The 15,727-nt window shown below is 46.0% G+C and carries 15 protein-coding genes; 10 read left to right on the top strand and 5 right to left on the bottom strand.

What is annotated here, in order from left to right; all coding sequences use genetic code 11:
* Positions 1–30 precede the first annotated feature (30 nt).
* From B0180_RS08120 to B0180_RS08135, 4 genes are all read left to right on the top strand, one after another.
* Entirely contained in the window at positions 31–618 is a 588-nt protein-coding gene (locus B0180_RS08120; protein WP_078256480.1) for a fimbrial protein, read from the top strand.
* Between the two features lie 99 nt (positions 619–717).
* On the top strand, positions 718–1,419 hold the full coding sequence (locus tag B0180_RS08125) for a fimbrial biogenesis chaperone (protein WP_208609397.1): 702 nt from the start codon (positions 718–720) through the stop codon (positions 1,417–1,419).
* A 13-nt stretch (positions 1,420–1,432) separates the two neighbouring features.
* Positions 1,433–3,844 (top strand): fimbria/pilus outer membrane usher protein, encoded by a 2,412-nt coding sequence (locus B0180_RS08130; RefSeq protein ID WP_078256482.1) that lies wholly within the window; start codon positions 1,433–1,435, stop codon positions 3,842–3,844.
* A 9-nt stretch (positions 3,845–3,853) separates the two neighbouring features.
* Positions 3,854–4,837 (top strand): fimbrial protein, encoded by a 984-nt coding sequence (locus B0180_RS08135; protein ID WP_078256483.1) that lies wholly within the window; start codon positions 3,854–3,856, stop codon positions 4,835–4,837.
* 96 nt (positions 4,838–4,933) lie between these two features.
* Here the strand turns inward: B0180_RS08135 and B0180_RS08140 are convergent, their stop codons facing one another.
* The gene (locus B0180_RS08140; protein ID WP_078256484.1) at positions 4,934–5,203 is read right to left on the bottom strand and encodes a GNAT family N-acetyltransferase; all 270 of its coding nucleotides are present in this window, start codon (positions 5,201–5,203) and stop codon (positions 4,934–4,936) included.
* Between the two features lie 230 nt (positions 5,204–5,433).
* Between B0180_RS08140 and ettA the strand changes: the two genes are divergently transcribed.
* Together ettA and B0180_RS08150 are read left to right on the top strand one after the other, a co-directional pair.
* Positions 5,434–7,095, top strand: a complete 1,662-nt coding sequence (gene ettA / locus B0180_RS08145) for an energy-dependent translational throttle protein EttA (protein WP_078256485.1) — start codon at positions 5,434–5,436, stop codon at positions 7,093–7,095.
* A 61-nt stretch (positions 7,096–7,156) separates the two neighbouring features.
* Complete coding sequence (locus B0180_RS08150; RefSeq protein WP_078256486.1) at positions 7,157–7,342, top strand: hypothetical protein; 186 nt, start codon at positions 7,157–7,159, stop codon at positions 7,340–7,342.
* A gap of 184 nt (positions 7,343–7,526) precedes the next feature.
* Here the strand turns inward: B0180_RS08150 and B0180_RS08155 are convergent, their stop codons facing one another.
* On the bottom strand, positions 7,527–9,029 hold the full coding sequence (locus tag B0180_RS08155) for a mechanosensitive ion channel (RefSeq protein ID WP_078256487.1): 1,503 nt from the start codon (positions 9,027–9,029) through the stop codon (positions 7,527–7,529).
* Between the two features lie 298 nt (positions 9,030–9,327).
* On the opposite strand from B0180_RS08155, the gene B0180_RS08160 reads away from it, so the two are divergent.
* From B0180_RS08160 to B0180_RS08170, 3 genes are all read left to right on the top strand, one after another.
* Positions 9,328–10,137 carry an FKBP-type peptidyl-prolyl cis-trans isomerase gene (locus B0180_RS08160; protein ID WP_078256488.1) on the top strand — a complete coding sequence of 270 codons (810 nt, stop codon included), beginning with the start codon at positions 9,328–9,330 and terminating at the stop codon, positions 10,135–10,137.
* Between the two features lie 134 nt (positions 10,138–10,271).
* Positions 10,272–10,922 (top strand): leucine efflux protein LeuE, encoded by a 651-nt coding sequence (leuE, locus tag B0180_RS08165; protein WP_078256489.1) that lies wholly within the window; start codon positions 10,272–10,274, stop codon positions 10,920–10,922.
* A gap of 47 nt (positions 10,923–10,969) precedes the next feature.
* The gene (locus B0180_RS08170; RefSeq protein ID WP_233424959.1) at positions 10,970–11,995 is read left to right on the top strand and encodes a hypothetical protein; all 1,026 of its coding nucleotides are present in this window, start codon (positions 10,970–10,972) and stop codon (positions 11,993–11,995) included.
* Here the strand turns inward: B0180_RS08170 and B0180_RS08175 are convergent.
* Together B0180_RS08175 and B0180_RS08180 are read right to left on the bottom strand one after the other, a co-directional pair.
* Positions 11,956–12,750 (bottom strand): SGNH/GDSL hydrolase family protein, encoded by a 795-nt coding sequence (locus B0180_RS08175; protein WP_078256490.1) that lies wholly within the window; start codon positions 12,748–12,750, stop codon positions 11,956–11,958. The two genes, B0180_RS08170 and B0180_RS08175, sit on opposite strands and share 40 nt — an antisense overlap.
* Positions 12,751–12,801: 51 nt before the next feature.
* The gene (locus B0180_RS08180; protein WP_078256491.1) at positions 12,802–13,830 is read right to left on the bottom strand and encodes a bifunctional nicotinamide-nucleotide adenylyltransferase/Nudix hydroxylase; all 1,029 of its coding nucleotides are present in this window, start codon (positions 13,828–13,830) and stop codon (positions 12,802–12,804) included.
* Positions 13,831–14,001: 171 nt separating this feature from the next.
* On the opposite strand from B0180_RS08180, the gene nfuA reads away from it, so the two are divergent.
* The gene (nfuA, locus tag B0180_RS08185) at positions 14,002–14,613 is read left to right on the top strand and encodes a Fe-S biogenesis protein NfuA (RefSeq protein WP_078256492.1); all 612 of its coding nucleotides are present in this window, start codon (positions 14,002–14,004) and stop codon (positions 14,611–14,613) included.
* A 43-nt stretch (positions 14,614–14,656) separates the two neighbouring features.
* Here the strand turns inward: nfuA and B0180_RS08190 are convergent, their stop codons facing one another.
* Entirely contained in the window at positions 14,657–15,667 is a 1,011-nt protein-coding gene (locus B0180_RS08190) for an adenosine kinase (protein WP_078256493.1), read from the bottom strand.
* Positions 15,668–15,727: the final 60 nt, after the last annotated feature.

A 15,727-nucleotide genomic window follows, 5' to 3' on the forward strand; every position in this document is an offset into this window, starting at 1 on the left:
TATAGGTTTTGAACAATACCGAAATTTACTATGAAAAAAACTCTTTGTGCTGTTACAGCATCTGTTTTGGCGACCACCGCATTTGCCCAAACTTCTGGTCATGGTGCAGGTCAGCTTAATGTTTATGGTAAAGTCACTCAAAATACTTGTCAATTAGCGCCAAGTTCTGCTAATGTTCAAGTTGAATTGGGTAGTACTCCAGTTGACCAATTGGCAAAAGCAGGTAGTGTTTCTGCTCGTCCAGCCAAGCCTTTTACGATCGAATTGATTAATTGTCCAGCAAGTTATGTGGTGGTTGATGGCGAGCAGGCTGGTACTAAGCTGACTCAAGCAGCGGTTAAATTTGCCACTTCTCCTAATGTTACCGAAGATGGCTACTTGAAGAATGTGTCAGCCAGTGCTGCTAAGGCTGAAAATGTTCAAGTGCGTTTATTGAACGCTGATGCAGGTGATGAGGTCATTAATTTAAGAACCAATGCTAATGCACCAAGCAAAAATTTAGCAGATGCCAACGGTAGTATTACTTTTAATCTAAAAGCTCAGTTGGGTTCTAAAGAAGGCAATGCCACCCCAGGTCATTTCCAATCAAGCGTACCATTTGAGATTGTTTATAAATAATAGCAGTATTTTCATCCGTTGATGATGTGATGCATTTGACCAAAACCATCTGATTTCGGATGGTTTTGTTGTCTTTGTGCTAAGTACGAGGAAGATAAAGTGTCAAAATTTTTATTAGGATTGGGTGTTTTTTGTTTAAGTATGGCGGCTCAGGCCAGTATTGTCATTCAAGGCACGCGAGTGGTTTATCCAGGCGATGCCAAAACTGTTGAAGTAGAGCTGTCAAATCCAGATACTCTGCCTGCACTTGCACAATCTTGGATTGAACATAGTGATAAAAATAATCCAGGCAAGATTCCTTTTATTATTACACCGCCGCTAACCCGTATCGAAGCCAATACCGAGCAGAGCTTGCGTGTACGCTACACGGGTGAGGCTCTGCCAAGCAATCAAGAAAGTTTATTTTATTTAAACATTTTAGATGTGCCGCCCAAGCCTAAAAATGCTCAAGACGAACAGAGCTATCTGCAAGTGACAATTTTAAGCCGATTGAAGTTTTTTTATCGTCCAAAAGGTCTGCCGTATTCAATCGATGAGGCATACGATAAAGTGACGTGGCAGCTACAAGGGCAGTCCCTGACACTGCATAATCCCACGCCTTATTACATTACTTACGCGGCTCTTGCAATTAAAGATGCTAACCAAACAGTTGTCCAATCGATCTCAGAGATCGATATGATTGCGCCGTTTTCCACTCAGACGATTGAACTACAACAGCACGCGCCAAATGCTACTAGCGTACAGTGGTATATTATCAATGACTATGGGGCGACTCAGCATGGCACCTCAAAGCTTCAATAATTTTGGCTAAAATATGATGAAATCACTGTTTCAAATAAGTATGGTGATAGGCTTAATCATACTGCCATCTGCGGTATTGGCGGACGGTGAGTTTGAGTTTGATGACGCATTTCTGTATCAAACAGGGCAACATATCAGCACTGAGCAGTTTCGTTTCGGTAATCCCATTGCCGCAGGTCAATATGTCGCTGATGTCTATGTTAATGGCGCTTATCGTGATCAGCTGACACTTCGCTTTGTGGATAGTGATAGCGAGCCCATTCGCGGATTGTGTTGGTCGCAAGAGCTTATGGAGGCGCTTGAGCTAAAAGCTGAAGCCGTAGTTCTGCAGCCAACTGCCAACTGTATATCAGCGCTGGATGCCACGCCAGAGCTTGGTTATCGTTTTGATATCACCACGCATAGACTTAATGTTGATGTACCACAAATCTATATAAATGCACGACCAAAAGGCTATATCCCTCGCTCAAGCTGGCGAGAAGGCGTGACTGCTGCGTTTTTAAAATATAGCCTCCATGGATACCACCAAAAAAATGATAGCAAAAGATCTGATCATCATTTTGCCAGTTTAAATACTGGGGGCAGCTTTGGGCGGTGGTCCCTAAATCAGCTGGGTTCAGCAAGCTTTGGGGAAGATGATCGTTATCAGCATCAGCAGCTGTATGTACAGCGTGATATGGATGATGTCGATGGCAGGCTCAAGATCGGTGATTTTTATACCCAAAGTCCATTGATTGATAACATCTCACTGCGAGGCGTATCACTGCTGTCTGAACCTAGGATGCTACCATATATTCAAAATGGTTACGCCCCTCTTATCCGAGGTCATGCAAGCAGTCCTGCCGTGATAAAAATTTATCAAAATGATTATATTATCCACGAGTTGTCAGTCGCGGCAGGACCGTTTGAGATCAGTGATCTACCTGCACTGTCCTCCACATCAGATACGCTCAGAGTGGTCATCTTGGAAGCAGATGGTGTCGCACGTGAGATGCTTGTACCATTTGCAAGGACAGCACAAATGCTCAGACCTGGACATATGCGCTATCATCTGTCGGCAGGTGCTTATCGCCAAAATCAGCATACTGATGATAACCTGCTGGTACACGGATCGGTACAGTACGGCATGAATAACCATCTGACTGCACAGGCAGGTGCGATCGTTCATCCAGACTATCAGTCAGTCACTGTGGGCGGGGTGACGGGCTTAGCATGGGGAGCGCTGTCTTTTGATATGAATGCTGTCCAAGCTGAGGGCTGGGACAGTGCCAGTAAGCTGCATTTGGGTTATCAGCATTATTTAAAATCTTCAAAAACTTATATTGACGCCGATGCTTATCATTATTTTTCTAAGGCTTATCCAAGTTTGGGCGATGTCATCAATCATACCAATCAGCCAGTTACACAAAACAAACACCTAAAGCAGCAATATCGGCTAAATGTCAGCCAAGATCTGTCTAAAGGGCTTGGCAGTGTGTATGCCTCAGGCACACTCAATCGCTATGATGACAAAAACGAAAGCAGTTATCAATTTGGTTATAGCAATGCTTATAAAAATATCCAGTATCGTCTCGGTGTCGGCAAAAGCTATAATCTGAATACTGATCGCTATGAAAATTCATGGTTTGCACATCTAACGATGCCATTTGATGAATATCTAAAAAATCCGTCCACGATCAGCGCGCAGCATAATCATCGCCAAGGCAGCGATTATTCACAAGTTTCATGGAATAGTGTCTTTGGCGATGCCGATCAACATCACTACTCGGTCGGGGTGGGTAAGCAAGATCATGAGGATGCGAGCGTTTATGCCAGTATTTCTGCAGGACTGCCAACAGCGCGCGTAGGGTTATCGGCATCACATCAAGGTGATAGCAGTCAGTTTAGTTATTCGGCATCAGGGGCGGTGGTGGCTCATGAGCACGGCGTGACTTTGGCTAATAACTTGGGCGAAACCTTTGCGATCATACGCGCCAAAGGGGCGAAAGGCACACCGATTACCGGAGGTAATGGTAACAAAATCGATCGCTTTGGTCATGGTATTGTGCCGACTTTGTCGCCTTATCAAATCAACCGTATCGGCATTGATGTCAATCATCTGCCCGATGATGTGGAGATCGAAGCCACAGCCAAGACACTGATTCCAAGAGCTTATACGGCGCATTTGGTAGAGTTTGCGACAAAGTCTGGTCAATTGGTGCTGTTTGATGTGAATAATTTGGATCTGCCCCCACTTGGCAGTGTCTATGATCAAGCCGGCAATCTGATCGGTCAAGTGGTTCAAGATGGCAGGGTATTGGCGCGCGTTCCAGACAGTCAAGGACAAGTGCGCATATCTTGGCAGTCGGGCGAATGCTTGATTGATTATGACATTCAAGATGAGTCAAGCGAGCTTGTCATCTATCCTGCCCAATGCCAAAATTAAGGAAAACCCATGAAACCAAACATAACATATGGCGTAATATTGGTGGGTATATTGACCAATGCGGCATTTGCCAATCACCAAGATATGCCAAATATTTTACCAGATGCCCATGCGACTTCGGCTGATCAAGTAAATCAGACGCTGGCGTCTGACGATCAGGCTATGGGAGCGGTCTTGGCGGTGTCATCTCAGATCCAAGATTGTCAAGTGTCTGTAGCGACAATCACCTGCACAGAAGAGCTGGTGCTCCAAAAGCCTGCAAATCAGCCTGAGCATTTTTGGATAAAAGCTGCCGACATGCCACCTGCTGGCAATGTCCGCACTGATATTTTTATCAATGATATTTGGGTGCCGACCATCGCTCATGAGTGGCAGCAGCGGTCAGCTTATTCAGTCACCGATATGCTCAGGCTAAAGGTCGTTTATACAGTTGATGCGCCAAAAGCCGGCGATTATCGCATGCCTTCTTGGAAGGTGCTTGATTATGTCTTGGGCTTACCTGACAGTCAGCACTCAATTGGGGTGAAGATGGGATTTTCAAAAGCGACTCAGCCAGTCATATGTACACTTGATAAGCAAAGTCAAAGCGTGACACTTGAGAATGTCGCAAGCAGTCAGCTTCGCCACCAAGGAAACAAGGTCAAGGCAGGCAGTTTTGTGGTGGGGTTGACCTGTAACAGCGATAGCCCTCAGATTGCCATGGCGATGACCGATGTCACACAGCCAAGTAACACCAGTGATTTACTGAGCATAGCCACAGGACGGGCATCAGCCAAAGGCTTGGCTTTACAGCTAAAGCGATCTGATGATCAAAATGTAAGCTTTACACCTCAAGCAGCCAGTTTTGAGATGCCGTCAGCCAATCAGTGGTATCTGCAAGCCAAAAACAGCACCCCAAATCAGCAGTTTGATGTGTATTATGTGAACACTCAAGGTCAGGTGACGGCAGGCAAAGTAGAAGCCAAGGCCACAGTGACTGTCGCATTTCGCTAGTCGTTAACGCATAAAAACCCAAAGCTTAGGATCAATCTAGGCTTTGGGTTTTTATGGATTAAATCACACTGTCAAATAAGCGGTGTTTTGATTTAGTCAGTTTGATTTTTGGTGCTTATTCATGTAATTAGCCACAAAACTACAGCTTGGAATGATTTGCTTGCCTTCAGCTTCGGCATATTCAACAGCGTGCTTGACAAGGGCTGTGCCAACACCACGACCTCCAAGCTGCGGCGGTACAAGCGTGTAGTGATAGTTAAGCGTATTATCATCAATGATGGCATAGCTTAGATAGGCAGTATGACCATCAATGGTAGTCTCAAAACGCTGAGTATCGGGGTTGTGGGTGATGGTGGGATTTGTCATCGCTAATCCTTAGACTGTTGTTTAACCTGTTGTCTTACCATGCTAGCATAAAATCAATATAATTAAAATCATCTTTTAATTCATCAGGCAAAACTATCATCTTTGATCAAATCAATGCCGATGTAAATCCCTTGCCCCACCTGCTAAAGCGTGCGATAATAGACGGTTATATATCTTAATTTGTATAGTTTACCAAATCGTTAATTTTAATTGTTAATCAAAGGCTTAGTATGGCTCAATACATTTACACCATGAACAAGGTGTCAAAAATTGTTCCCCCAAAGCGTGAAATCCTAAAAGACATCAGCTTGTCATTTTTTCCAGGTGCCAAAATCGGTGTCTTGGGTCTAAACGGGGCGGGTAAATCTACCTTGCTACGCATCATGGCAGGCGTGGACACCGAGTTTAATGGCGAAGCCCGAGCGGCAACAGGGATTAAGATTGGCTATCTGCCTCAAGAACCCCAACTTGACCCAAATAAAGACGTGCGTGGCAACGTTGAAGACGGTGTGCGTGAAGCCCTAGATGCCCTTGACCGTTTAAATCAAATCTATGCCGAATATGCCGAGCCTGACGCAGATTTTGATAAATTGGCTGCCGAACAAGGCAAAATGGAAGACATCATCCAGGCGTGGGACGCCCATAACCTAAACACTCAGCTAGAAAAAGCCGCCGATGCCCTGCGTTTGCCGCCGTGGGATGCTGATGTCTCTAAGCTGTCAGGCGGTGAAAAACGCCGTGTCGCTTTGTGCCGTTTGCTACTATCTAAGCCTGATATGCTCTTACTTGATGAGCCGACCAACCATTTGGACGCAGAATCGGTGGCGTGGCTTGAACGCTTCTTAAAAGATTATTCTGGCACGATTGTGGCGATTACGCACGACCGCTATTTCCTTGATAATGTCGCTGAGTGGATTTTGGAGCTTGACCGTGGCTATGGCTACCCCTATCAAGGCAACTACACCGAGTGGCTAGAACAAAAAAATAAACGCCTAGAACAAGAACAAAAACAAGAAGAAGCCTTCGCCAAAGCCCTAAAACAAGAGCTAGAATGGGTGCGTAAAAACCAAAAAGGTCAGCAAGCCAAATCCAAATCTCGCCTAGAACGCTTTGAAGAGATGAACTCACGCGAGTTTCAGCAGCGTAACGAAACGGCGGAGATTTATATTCCGCCGGGACCACGTCTTGGCAATAAAGTCATCGAAGTCAATAATATCTCCAAATCTTTTGACGGACGCTTATTGTATGAAAATCTGTCATTTAGCGTACCGCCAATGGCAATCGTCGGTATTGTTGGTCCAAACGGTGCTGGTAAAACCACGCTGTTTAATATGATTACTGGCAAAGACACGCCTGACACAGGCTCAGTGGAAGTGGGCGAGAGCGTGAAAGTGGCTTATGTTGGTCAGGTCAGAGATGAGCTGGACGACAAAAAGACCGTGTGGGAAGAAGTCTCAGACGGCTTGGATATGATTACGGTGGGTGAGTACACCACGCCAAGCCGTGCTTACATTGGGCGTTTTAATTTTAAAGGTCAAGACCAACAAAAACTCGTGGGCAACTTATCAGGTGGTGAGCGTAACCGCCTGCAACTTGCCAAGACCTTAAAACAGGGGGCGAACGTTATCTTGCTGGATGAGCCGTCCAACGACCTAGATGTCGAGACCTTGCGTGCCTTAGAAGATGCGGTGCAGGTGTTCCCTGGCACAGTCATGGTGGTGTCGCATGACCGCTGGTTCTTGGACCGTATTTGTACGCATATTTTGTCGTTTGAAAATGAAGAACCTGAATTCTTTGACGGCAATTACAGCGAATACGAAAAATGGCGTAAAGAACGCCTAGGTGCAGACGCCACACCCAAGCGGATGAAATATAAGAAGATTGGTGGGTAAATCGCCCAAGCCCCATCTTGATTGCTGATCAAGATGGGGTATTTTTATTAAGGATTATCAAGTGATTATAAAAGATTATACCATGGGTACAGTATTTACCAATCAAGACTTGATGGATACTTTTAAGGTATCTAATTCAGGGGGTATGCGCCGCAGTAAAGCAGCCGCCAGCATAGCCCTTAAAATTGGCATGGATCAACACGCCTTAGGCTGCCGTTTATGCAATGATTATCGCTTGGATAGGTGAGTTATTGTAGTTCATCACTGATCTTACTGTCTTATCATCATCCCACAAATATCCTTTTGGGATGATGAGTTTTGGTTCATTAAGTGGGTGGTTTGTTTGACTTTTTATAAGATAAAGCCTAGCATATCGCGCCATAAAAACAAAAAACGACATCATTTGATGCCGTTTTTTTATGATTTAAGGTTTAAAAACGCGACTCGTCATCTTGAGAATTGGGTAGGATAACTTTGTTGTCGGCTTCATTTTCTGCTTTATCTTGAATGCGCTTAAGTAGGCGAGCTGCCGCTTCACGACCACCCAAGCCAAACGCAAGCGCAAATGCCACCGCCACCGCGCCAAGCGTCAAGCCAAAGGCAAGATTGACAATGCTATCTGCAATGCCCATCGCGCGCAGACCCATCGCCAAAACCAAACCCATGATGAGCACGCGCACGATGTTCGCCAAAAGCCGCGAGCCTTGTTCTGAGCGCTCAACGATGCCCGCGATGAGATTGGCAAGCCAAAACCCGATGACCAAAATTAGGGCTCCAAGTATGATTTGACCACCAAAGGTGATGAACATCGCCACCAAAGTACGAATTTGCTCAAATCCTAAAATATCCGCTGCCGCAGTCACAGCAAACAACATGGCAAAAAACATGATGGTGCAGCCGATGACATCAGACAGCTTTTGATTGCCCAAAATGCTTTGTAGTCCCACGCGGCTAGGCAGCGCATCCAATTGAGTGCTTGCAAGCAACCCTTTGATAATGTTCGTGATCAAGCGAACCACATAATAGGTGATGATCAAAATGGCAGCCGCCGTAAAGATGTTTGGCAGCGCCTCCATGATTTTATTAAGCATATTGGTGGCAGGGCGTGAGATGGCTTCGATCTTTAGCGCATCCAGTGCCGCGATCGTAAAGGGCACAATCACCAATAAAAACGCCAATGAGCCTGCGATGCTTGGCAAATTATTTTGTTCGCTCACGCCGGCTTTTGTCGCCAAAGCTTGGATATTAAAGCCTTGTAAAAGATTGGTGACGATGCTGCGGACGACGCGCGCCACAATCAATCCCACAAAGAACACCAAGCCTGCCATCAAGAAATTTGGAATAAAATCAAAGATCTTATCGACCATATTGGTCAATGGTGTGAACAGGCCAGTGAGCCCAAGCTGACCGAGTACCATGGTCAGCACAATGAGTAAAATAAACCAATAAACCACATCAGCGATGGTGCTGCTCATTGGCTTGACGCCGGCTTCGTGAGACAGTTTTTCGTCCAAATTGGTTTTATTAAGCGCCATTTTGGCAGAGTTTTTTGCGATGGTTGCAACGCCCCAACCGATCACCCCGACGGCAATGGCGGCAAGCAGATTGGGTAAAAATAGCAGCACTTGATTGATCATATTGGCAAAAGGCACCGAGATCGAATTTAGGTTCACTTGATTGAGCGCCCCTGAAATCCCAATGATAAAAACAAACCAAAACACAAGCTTAGATAAGATCTGATCTACCTGATAATGTGTTCCTGTTGAGCGCTGAATGCGCCCATTGATATTAAATTTATTCAAAGCTTTTCGAGTGGCAGCAGCCAACACCAAAGCAGCCACCCAACCAAGTAAAAAAATCAAGATGGCGCCGATGATTGAGCCTGCAGGACCCTGCAGCCCCTGATTAAAAATCATCATTCTATGAAAATCCATGTCATACCCCTAAATAACACCCCGCCGAACCTTTGGGTATAAAAAGCTTGCACTACACCAAAGGCTGGCTTGATCCATGATTAGCAAACATGGCGAATGCCAGATGATTGCCGATAACTGAGTAAGATTGTAACACCAAACCCAAGCATTAAGCAGCTTTGGTAAATGTATTTTGATAATCTTAACAAGAATAATACAAGCTTTTTATGAAAGATTATTTAAAGCATAGTAAATTAGCCTAATTTTTGATATGATTAGCCAACCTTTTTAGTGACAAATTGTGAAATAGAGACAGTTTATGAAAAAACATGCGTTAGTTGCTGCTGTAGCTGCCACCTTGGTTTTGGCAGGTTGTAATAAAGATTCGTCAGCGGCTGAGCCTAAAGCGGGCGAAAAATCAACTGTGGTTACCGATAAAAGCACCGAAATTGAGCAAGTCAGTTATGTGTTTGGTTATGACGCAGGCAAATCTTTAAAAAGAATTGAAGAGCAGCTTGATATTGATGTCTATATGAAAGCCTTTAAAGATGGCTATGCTGGTGCTGAAAGTGCGTTGACCGAAGCGCAAATCCAGACGCTGGGTCAAGCTTATGAAAAGCGTAAGACTGAAGAAGCGATGAAAAAGCAAGAAGAAGCAGCGGCTACCAATAAGGCCGAAGGTGATAAATTCTTAGCCGAAAATGCCAAAAAAGCAGGTGTACAAACCACCGCTTCTGGCCTTCAATATAAGGTGATCACCGAAGGCACAGGCAAATCGCCGACTGCCACCGATGGCGTTTATGCTGCTTATGAAGGCAAGCTGACTGATGGGACGGTCTTTGATTCATCAGAAGGCGAAGCGGTACCATTTATGCTAAACCAAGTCATCAAAGGCTGGACAGAAGGGCTTCAGCTGATGAAAGAAGGTGGCAAATATGAGCTGTATGTGCCCAGTGATTTGGCTTATGGCGAAAATGGCGCAGTGAATGCTGGCATCGGTCCAAACAGTGTCCTGATTTTCACCATTGACCTAAAAAAAGTCGCCGACCAAAAAACCATCGAAGCTGAACAGCGCGCGATGATGGAAGCTCAAATGCGTGCCCTTGAGCAAGCACAAGCTCAGCAATAATTGCCGACACGCCAAAAACCACCCCATTGGGTGGTTTTTTATTGCTAAATTCTCACTAAATCATTGCAACCGAAAAATAAATTCGCTATAGTGAGCAAAATCATTGACAGCCTGTCAATTAACATGGATACATCATGCTCGGCACAACAAACTTATTGACGTATTTTTTGGCGGTGGTCGTGGTGATCATTTTGCCGGGTCCGAACAGTTTGTACTGCCTATCAGTGTCGGGATCGCATGGTCGGGAAGCAGGCTTGCGCGCACTAGCGGGCGTTTTGCTTGGTGATAGCATACTGATCATTGCCACCGTATTTGGTGCAGGTGCACTATTAAAGGCGCATCCGCAAGTGTTTGAGATGCTAAAGCTGATCGGTGGGACTTATTTGGCTTATATTGGGCTTAGGCTATTGATGGGCGCTTATCATACTTTCAAAAATCGCCAAGCCATTCTTGAGGCGACCGTTTCCATCAAGCCGCCCAAGCAACAAAATTATTTTTATCGATCCTTGAGCTTGAGCCTAACCAATCCCAAAGCGATTTTATTTTTTCTGTCGTTTTTTGTGCAGTTTGTTGATCCAAGTTATGACAAGCCTTTATTGAGTTTTTTAGTTTTGGCGGTGATTTTACAACTGGTCAGCTTTAGTTATCTGATGCTGTTGGTTTATACTGGCAAAGCTTTGGCTGAAAAATTTTCAAAACGCCCTGTCTTTAGTAGCTTTGCAATGTTTGGTGCTGCGATGTTATTTATCGGGTTTGGGGTGAATATGTGGACAAGTCAGTTATAACTTTGCCAACCAATTGGCGGCTGATGGATGAGAATGTAGAGGTTTTGATGCGATTTAAACATGTTATGATTTACGCGCTGATGATGAGCGCGGCGCCGATCGCCTTGGCAAATGAGTCAAATACTCAAGCCAATGACACTCCGCTGCAGACCGAAGCGGAGGAACAGACTCCTGATCCAGACCAGGCAGGGTGGGCTGATGAAAATCATCAGAACTTCAAAGACTGGCTACAAGACAGTGCGGATAATATTGATGGTTGGTTTGGTGAAAAAAGATCAAAACAATCTGCCAGAGCCAGTTTACGCGTGATGGTAGATACGACCTGGAATGAGTATGATGGCACCAAAATCAAGCCGCGTGTGCGAGGTCGAATCAAGCTGCCAACCCTTGAGGATCGTTTTAGCGTGGTTTTTGGTGACGATTCATTGGATTATGAAGCGCATGATGGTGCGCTCAATGATGATCGTACGGTCGCGCCAAACGCCAATGATCGCCGATACGATCGCCGCGAAACACGAGAAAGCAACTCCTCTTTGGCGCTGCGGTGGTCAAATTTTCGCCGTGATAATAAGATCGATGCTGATGTTGACCTAGGTGTCAGATCAAACGATGTCTATATCCGCGCCAAAGCCGAAAAAAAATGGCAGCTTGATCATGACATTGAGATGCGTTTTGAGCAGATGTATCGCTACGGCACCCACACTGAACATACCGCCGTCTCAACGCTTGAGTTTACTCAGCCGCAGTCGGAGCGTAGAAATTTGGTCAGTCGCAGTCAGCTGCATTATACCCATAAAGGCGACGAAAATTTATATTGGCACAGCAGTTTGTTTCAGCGCCATTTTATACCTGTCAAACATGGCACAGGCGAGCTGAACTATGGCTTATATGTGGGCGGGGACATTGAAGATAAAAAGGCACACCTGAACACTTATGGACCATATGCCGGCTATCGTCAGCCCGTATGGCGCCCTTGGCTGTTCTTACAAAGTGATGTCAGCTATTATAATAACAAACGTGAAGATCGAGACCATCACGCGTCAGTATTTGGGCGAGTCGAAGTCATTTTTTGATCAAATCTTTGACTGATGGCTTTTGTGATTACCTGAGCCCAAAGATCGTAGGTGATGGCACTGGGATGAAAGCCATCACTGGCAAACAGCTTATCAATGCTGTAGTCATCTAGAGAAAACTCGCCCCGTAGATACATCGCTTTGCCTGTTTGATCGGCTTGGCAGGTGTCAGCAAGCAGCTGATCAAGGTGCGCTGCTTGGGCTTGGATGAAGTGATTTAGCGGTCTTGGTAAAGCAGGCATCAGATGCATGGGCGGCAAACTCAAAAAGATGATTTGCTTGGCGCTAAATTTTCTTACCAAGATCTGAATTATGGCTTCGATATTATCTTGCCATTGCCTATCGGAAGTCTGCTTTAGCACATCATTGACGCCCATGCTGATCACGACTGTCTCTACAGGGCGGGCGCTCAAGGCATAAAGTCTTGCCAAAATTTGATGGCTGGTATGCCCAGAAGTGGCGTGCAGCTGATAATCGATGCGCCCAAATCTGCCGCCCTGTAAATGCTTGGCAAGATGAAAGTTAAGGCGACCTAATACTGCTTGGGCTTGGGTTGTGACGCCTACACCCGCCCCTGCCGAATCGCCAATGACCATCAGGCGTATCGTCGCTAGGTCTTGTCTGCTATCATCGATCACAAAGCTGCCAGTTCTATCACCGCTTGGCTCACCTAAGCTGATGACCGATCTTTTGACTGTGCGTGCTTGATGCAAATATAGGGGAATGAGTAACCAGTCGCGTTTACGAAATTTCATATCAAATCGCCAAATTTTTGCCAAATTCTAAGCGCTCATCTGATCGCTGCGTCAGAGTCTTAATAATTTGCAAATGATGCCATAATGATCTTCAAACATGGTTTGGGCGTCCAGCTGTGATAGCGGCAGCCAAAAAGCAGAATCGGCATCATCACCGCCTTGGACATTAGGCAGCTTGTCTTGGGGCGGCAACTCAAAATAATACGCCATGGTCACCGTCCGAGCGCGCTGGCTGCGTCCAGGTGCATCAAATAAGTGGCTTGCTTTTAGGCTGTTTTTGAGTAATTTGCTATCCAGCTGTGTTTCTTCTTGGACCTCGCGAATGCAGGCGTGATAAAAATCTTCATCGCCATCCACAAAGCCGCCAGGCAGTGCATAGAGCCCACGCCCATAGTCACCCCCTCGCTTGACCAATAAAATATGACCAGATTGCACGATCACGGCATCGCTTGTGATGAGACTTGGGGGATAGGGCGCCTCTTGCCAAGCAGCTTGATATGCTTGAATGTGCTGATATTCGCGTTTAAGATAATGATAGCTATCCGTGCGCTCAAACGCATCTAAAAACTTGCCACTGGCAGCAGTCAGTCTCTCAAACGCGGTGGACTTTTTATCCAAATCATCACCAAAATACGCTTTTCTGATCGGCGTGGCGGACAGCCCTTGAAAATTATCTACCTCAAAGCTGCCATACTGGGGAAAAAGATGCAGATAATACGAGCTTTCGTCTTTGGTGTGCCCGATGATGCCGATGCGTTTTTGGGCGCTGTCGCCTGTCATGCTCGTTATGGCGCGCTGCACACCGATCAGCCATTTATTATCATTATAAGTGGCGTCATTAATGGGGGCGCAGTGTATACGCTCACGCTCAAGTTCGCCAAAACTATTTAAAATCATGGTGCGCCGCTCATCGGCAGTGAACGGATTTTTTGGGGTGCGTGGCGCGTTCGATGAGCCAATCAAAACAATCACCCGATCTGCATGCGCCAGTGCCTGCATCACGACATGATGATGACCTTGATGAAATGGCTGAAACCGCCCAATAAAAACCAAATAATCAAACTGCCGTGATGAGTGCATATTTTTATCCAAAATTTAAAAAAGTTGGGTTGATAAAGTTAGGCTATGTTACCATATAGGATAAAGATTTGCATGATTTGTTGCTTAGGGTTCAAGTGCGCCATCGCTTGATGGGCTTGATTTGGGCTTAAGCCATGTTATTTTGACAGGATAATTAAAAAGAGAATTGCCATGAGCGAAGCTTTAACCAGTAATATTAAGATCACAGAGTCTGCCCAAGATTACCTTGCTGAGCTGCTTGCTAAGCAAGCGGTTGAGGGGATTGGCGTGCGTATTTTTGTGGAACATGCAGGTACGCCGCGTGCCGAGTGCTGCATGAGCTACTGTCAGCCTGACGAAGTTGATGAGGCAGATTTGCACATTGACTATGCCAAATTTACCGCACACATTGATGCTGATAGCATTCCTTATCTGCATGATGCGGTGATTGATTATAATAAAGATCGCTTTGGTGGTCAGCTGACTTTCCGCGCGCCCAACTCAAAAGTGCCACAAGTCGGCGAAAATGCCAGCATCGAAGAGCGCATTAATTATGTGCTGCAATCAGAAATCAACCCAAGTCTTGCAGGTCACGGCGGTTCGGTAGAGCTTTTGGAAGTCATCGAAGATGAAGCGGGTCTGACGGCTGTGCTGAAGTTCGGCGGCGGCTGTCAAGGCTGTTCGGCGGTGGATGTCACCTTGCGTCAAGGGGTAGAGGTGCAGCTAAAGCAGCAAATTCCTGAGCTGACCCAAGTGGTGGATGACACCGACCACAGCGTCTCGGACAACGCATATTATAAATAATTTGAATAAAACGCCCTTTGATGATCGTCAAAGGGGGTTTGTCTTATATGACAGAATCTTTAATGGCTTGATAGTCTTTAACGAGCAGGCGTGGACCAAACTGACTGACAATTGCAGACGCCACCGCGGCAGCTAAGCGGCCGCAGCTTGGCAAGTCCAAACCTTGTGATAAGCCGTATAAAAAAGCACCGGCATAGTTATCACCTGCACCGTTGGTGTCGATGACTTGGCTGACAGCGACACTCTCAATGCTGTGCTCAATGATGCCATTATCACCGCGGCAGGCTATGGTCGTAGGCTTATCGGAATTGGTGATGACCACCAAGTCGCTGTATTTAAGCAGTGCATTGACAGGGTCAGCATCGCCATCTGCCTCGGCAAACAGTGATGCTTCATCAGCATTACAGAACACGGCATCCACGCCTCGGCTTAGCATGGCAGTCAGCCCATCTTTGGCAAATTTAACGACAGCAGGATCAGCAAAGCTCACCGCAATCTTAGCGCCAGCAGCGCGCGCCTGTTTGTGCATCTCGCCAAGTGCTTCGCTGATAGAAGGCGACATGGCTAGATAGCCTTCTAAGTACAGCCACTTTGCACCCATCAGCGTCTGAAAATTAATATTAGTAGCGTCAATCTTGCTGCTTGCCCCTAAGTGGGTCTGCATCGTGCGCTCTCCGTCTGGTGTCACCAGTACGGCGCAGGAGCCCGTCGTACCATTGACTTGTACGGCATAATCAGCATCTGTATCGACGCCAGAGTCTGCCAAATCTCCCAAATAAAAATCCCCCATATCATCACCCCCGACTCGGCAGTGATAATAAGCACGACCACCCAAAGCTGCAAATGCCACCATGCTATTGGCTGCCGAACCGCCGCCAGCTTGTTTGGCAGGTTTTAGATTTTGTTCATCCAGCTTGGCAAACAGCGCATTTTGGGTATCGGTATCTGCCAGTGTCATATTACCGCGGGTTAAACCAGTGGCATCTAAAGCATCATCAGATAGGGTAAACTCAGTATCAACCAAGGCATTGCCGATGGCAACTACATCATACATGGCGCATTCTCTTTGAATTGTGGGGTGGATGGCTGATTGATGCCATCAGCTTAGCATTAA

It is taken from the genome of Moraxella canis (genome assembly GCF_002014965.1).
GTDB classification, from domain to species: Bacteria; Pseudomonadota; Gammaproteobacteria; order Pseudomonadales; family Moraxellaceae; genus Moraxella; species Moraxella canis.

Bases quoted from the DNA above. Each gene is read 5' to 3' on its own strand.
- B0180_RS08190 (WP_078256493.1), bottom strand. From the start codon at position 15,667: ATGTATGATGTAGTTGCCATCGGCAATGCCTTGGTTGATACTGAGTTT.
- B0180_RS08170 (WP_233424959.1), top strand. From the start codon at position 10,970: ATGCGATTTAAACATGTTATGATTTACGCGCTGATGATGAGCGCGGCG.
- B0180_RS08180 (WP_078256491.1), bottom strand. From the start codon at position 13,830: ATGCACTCATCACGGCAGTTTGATTATTTGGTTTTTATTGGGCGGTTT.
- leuE (WP_078256489.1), top strand. From the start codon at position 10,272: ATGCTCGGCACAACAAACTTATTGACGTATTTTTTGGCGGTGGTCGTG.
- B0180_RS08140 (WP_078256484.1), bottom strand. From the start codon at position 5,203: ATGACAAATCCCACCATCACCCACAACCCCGATACTCAGCGTTTTGAG.
- ettA (WP_078256485.1), top strand. From the start codon at position 5,434: ATGGCTCAATACATTTACACCATGAACAAGGTGTCAAAAATTGTTCCC.
- nfuA (WP_078256492.1), top strand. From the start codon at position 14,002: ATGAGCGAAGCTTTAACCAGTAATATTAAGATCACAGAGTCTGCCCAA.
- B0180_RS08135 (WP_078256483.1), top strand. From the start codon at position 3,854: ATGAAACCAAACATAACATATGGCGTAATATTGGTGGGTATATTGACC.
- B0180_RS08155 (WP_078256487.1), bottom strand. From the start codon at position 9,029: ATGGATTTTCATAGAATGATGATTTTTAATCAGGGGCTGCAGGGTCCT.
- B0180_RS08130 (WP_078256482.1), top strand. From the start codon at position 1,433: ATGATGAAATCACTGTTTCAAATAAGTATGGTGATAGGCTTAATCATA.
- B0180_RS08120 (WP_078256480.1), top strand. From the start codon at position 31: ATGAAAAAAACTCTTTGTGCTGTTACAGCATCTGTTTTGGCGACCACC.
- B0180_RS08175 (WP_078256490.1), bottom strand. From the start codon at position 12,750: ATGAAATTTCGTAAACGCGACTGGTTACTCATTCCCCTATATTTGCAT.
- B0180_RS08160 (WP_078256488.1), top strand. From the start codon at position 9,328: ATGAAAAAACATGCGTTAGTTGCTGCTGTAGCTGCCACCTTGGTTTTG.